This window comes from Bacillota bacterium, from assembly GCA_040754675.1.
Lineage (GTDB): Bacteria > Bacillota > Limnochordia > Limnochordales > Geochordaceae > Geochorda.
The window spans coordinates 1-3,222 of sequence record JBFMCJ010000469.1; the positions used below are offsets into that span (position 1 = coordinate 1).

Consider the following 3,222-nt stretch of genomic DNA (forward strand, 5'->3'; position numbering starts at 1 on the left):
CGGGCTGAGGAAAGGCCCGCCCCAACTACGTTCAGTATGGTCCCGGACGCCTGGAGCCTCCGTAGCCGGCACACCGGGCTATGAAGCAATGACGAGGGAGGTATAACAGTGAATCGACAGACCCTGGAGGCCATGGGCCCGACAGAGCTGGAAACCCTACTGGCCCTGACCCGCGAGGTCCTGGCCGAAAAACGCCGGGCCGCGCAGCAGGGGGACTACGAGTTCTCGTTCAAGGCAACGAACGACCCCCGCAAGGGCGTGCCGTATGTCGCGCGCCTCCGCGTAGTCGAGGGCAGGCTGTCCCGGGAATTCGTAGAACTGCGCAAGACGTGGGGCAAAAAGGAAATCACTGTTTCGGGCACCTACCGGGCCCGCCCGGGCGAGATCATTGAGATCCGCACCGGGGGCTCGTGGAAGAACGATTACCGGAGCTGGTACATCGTTACTCCCGACGGAGACCTCGAGGAGGTCGCCAGCATCGACGATTCCGCGCGCAAGGCGCGTGTGGAGGCATACCTGCGGGGTGAGATCCCCGCGCAGAGGCTGACGCGCCGCATGGCCGTGGAGGCTTCCGCGCAATGACCGCCGCCAGCTTCCCCGACCTGGACACGGCCCTGGCTGCGCTGCGGCTGGGGCCGTTCAGGTTCCGGTGCCGGGTGTGCGGGCACGTGCATGTCTCCGGATCGCAGAGAGCAGAGGCGTGCGCAGAAGCAATCGGCGACCGGATGAGGTTGAGGCCGGTAGGCGACTTCATGGTTTCGTGGCTGCACGACAGGTTGCAGGAAGTCCGCCGGCTCTACGCTCCCTGGCTCGGGGCACCCTGGCCTCAACTGCCCATTTATCACATGTGGGCGGACCCCGAGCTGGAACTGTTCGCCGCCTCGCTTGCCGTGGACGCGCCCGCAGAAGAGATCGACCGGGAGCTGCGGACCCGGACGAAGCCCGGCCGGGAGCTGTGGCTCGCCTGGGCCCAGGCGGAGGCCACCCGCCGGGCGAAGGAGTTCCGGGAGGCCGTGGCGGAGGCGTCGGAGATCCTGGCCCGCCCGGGGGAACTCTTCGAGTTCGAACTGGGACGCGGGTTGGGCAGGCGGGTGGAGTACCTGCGGCCTCTGCCGGCCAACTGGATGCCGGTCCCCCGGCACGTTTGGTTCCAGGAGGCCAGTGGCGAAGTGTGGGCGTACAACGTTGCCGTGGCCGCTGGCCTGCCGGTGCCGACTCGGCGCCGGGCCGCGTGGCCCTCACTTTGGGATTTCCGGTACTCCGGGAACAGGTTGTTCCTGGAGGTGTCGCTGCCGGGCGGCTCCCGGGAGGTCTTCTCGGTGCGATTCGAGCGGTGTGGCATGCGGGTCACGGTGGCTCGTGGGGCTGCCGGGTCGGCCTGGAAACGGCCGAAATCCGGGTGGTCCACCAAGATCGAGGGGAAGGAGGGAGAGACGTTTGCGCCGCGTTTCGATACAGGCGAGCGAACCAGTTCTGGCATCCGCTGAGGAGATAGCAGAGTACCTGCACCGGTGCGTAAACGGTGGCTGCCAGACGTTGGGTGAGCTGAAGCGAGCCGTCCGCAGAGCCCGCGATGCCCTTTGCCGGGTCGCCGGGAAGGGGGGAAGGGGCATAGCAAGGCGCGGCTCTGGAGTGTTCCCAACCGCCGGTATGTGGGTCGGTGCGGGGGGAAGCCAGAGTTTCCCCAAAAGCTCGAGCCCGACCCGCCCAAAAGCAAAGAAGGGAGAGCATCATGAAGTATACGCGTAAAGCCCTGCTGGGAGTGGTGGCTGTGGACAGCGGCCACCTGATGATAGCCGACCCCCAATACCTCTTTGGGGGTCGCGTGTTCCGCGGACGCGGGCAAGAGGAAAAAGCCGCTTTCTGGGGCCGGGATGCCCGGCAGATGTGCGAAATTCTGCGCGCCGAGTACGGCGTGGAGCCGGAACCGGTGCCGGGGGGAACTTGGAGGGTCGCGCTGCCGGGCAGGACCGCCGAGGAAGCAGCGGAGGAAATCCGCCGCATAGGCCGGGAACGTGGTCTGCTCGGCATGGCGGCCCCCTGGACCGGGTCGGCCCGGGACCGCGCCTACGAGGCCTCCTCGGGCCGCGACCAGGGCGGGCAGATGTGCTTCCCGGACGGGCGCCCCGGGGCGGGCGTTTGCTTCCAGAGCGGCCTGGGGGATGGCGTGTACGAGGTGTGGGCCCACTATGCCGAACTCCCCGGCTGGGGCGAGCGGATCGCGAAGGTCGAGGTTCGCCTCTTGTAGGGGAGGGGACCTGGATGGCCAAACCCGAACAGCTCGCCTCAGGGACGGTGGTATGGGTTCCGTGCCTGGGCCAGTACGGTGTGGTGTGGAAGGCCCTGGGTGCTGGTTGCTTCCTGGTGCGACCGGGCCGGAAGGTTGGCCCCGTGACGACCGGGTCTTCTTTGGTTTCGACGCTTGGGATGACGACTGGTTCGAGGCCAGATCTCTCCGCGTCATAAGACGCCCGGAAAGGATACGGGATGGCGCCTGGAGAGAGGCCTTGCTGAGGGAAAGCCGGCGGATCAGGGAAATGGCCGGCTGCGGTTCCTAGCTGCCGGACCTGAAAGGAGGGAAAACGACATGCCGCGAGACGTCAGATTTGCAGTATTGAGCGCCCATCTCCCCAAAGAGCTGGAACTGGCGCTCAACACCCACATCCAGTCTGAAAAAGCGCAGGGCCGCGAGTTCGTGCATGTCCAGGTCGTGGGCCGCGCCGGCGACCTGGTTGCGCTTGTTGTGACCGGGAAAAGCGAACAGCACAGGTGCGGCGGGTGTTAGCGGGCGGCTTACGCCGCCCAGGTCTTGGGACTCAGGTGGCGGTACGGCATGGCCGTCCCGCCCCCAGGTACACGGATTGCCCCGCGCGCGGCGCGGGTCACGGGGGAGGGATTGAGCTTGGACGGGGCCGTTGTCTTTCCCGATGCGTGCTCGGCCCGGGCCGCGTTTGCACTCGGGGTGGTGAAGTACCGGTGCCTGGTGTGCAACCGCGTGCACACCTCGGGTTCCGGCGAGGCGGAGAGGTGCCGGCTGAACCTTTCGGTGCAACCGGGATGGGGACAGACGCGGTCCGCGGGCCCCTACCCACCCACGATGCATTTCACGCCGGCGTTTCTGTTTGCGGCAGCGGTCTGGGATGCATGGTGGCCCGGGCCGCCCTCGGACAACTTTGAGGTGCCCGAATGGGTTCTGGCGCTGGATGCCTTTGCCCCAAACCT

5 protein-coding genes are annotated in these 3,222 nt (G+C 66.9%); all 5 read left to right on the forward strand.

Annotated elements, in window-relative coordinates; genetic code table 11:
• Window positions 1-108 precede the first annotated feature (108 nt).
• Entirely contained in the window at window positions 109-582 is a 474-nt protein-coding gene (locus AB1609_19220) for a hypothetical protein (GenBank protein MEW6048573.1), read from the forward strand.
• Window positions 579-1,487 (forward strand): hypothetical protein, encoded by a 909-nt coding sequence (locus AB1609_19225; GenBank protein ID MEW6048574.1) that lies wholly within the window; start codon window positions 579-581, stop codon window positions 1,485-1,487. The genes AB1609_19220 and AB1609_19225 overlap by 4 nt, the downstream gene beginning before the upstream one ends.
• Window positions 1,488-1,732: 245 nt before the next feature.
• Entirely contained in the window at window positions 1,733-2,248 is a 516-nt protein-coding gene (locus AB1609_19230; protein MEW6048575.1) for a hypothetical protein, read from the forward strand.
• A gap of 339 nt (window positions 2,249-2,587) precedes the next feature.
• The gene (locus AB1609_19235; protein MEW6048576.1) at window positions 2,588-2,785 is read left to right on the forward strand and encodes a hypothetical protein; all 198 of its coding nucleotides are present in this window, start codon (window positions 2,588-2,590) and stop codon (window positions 2,783-2,785) included.
• 117 nt (window positions 2,786-2,902) lie between these two features.
• The coding region (locus AB1609_19240) for a hypothetical protein (protein ID MEW6048577.1) at window positions 2,903-3,222 on the forward strand (320 nt) is incomplete at its 3' end.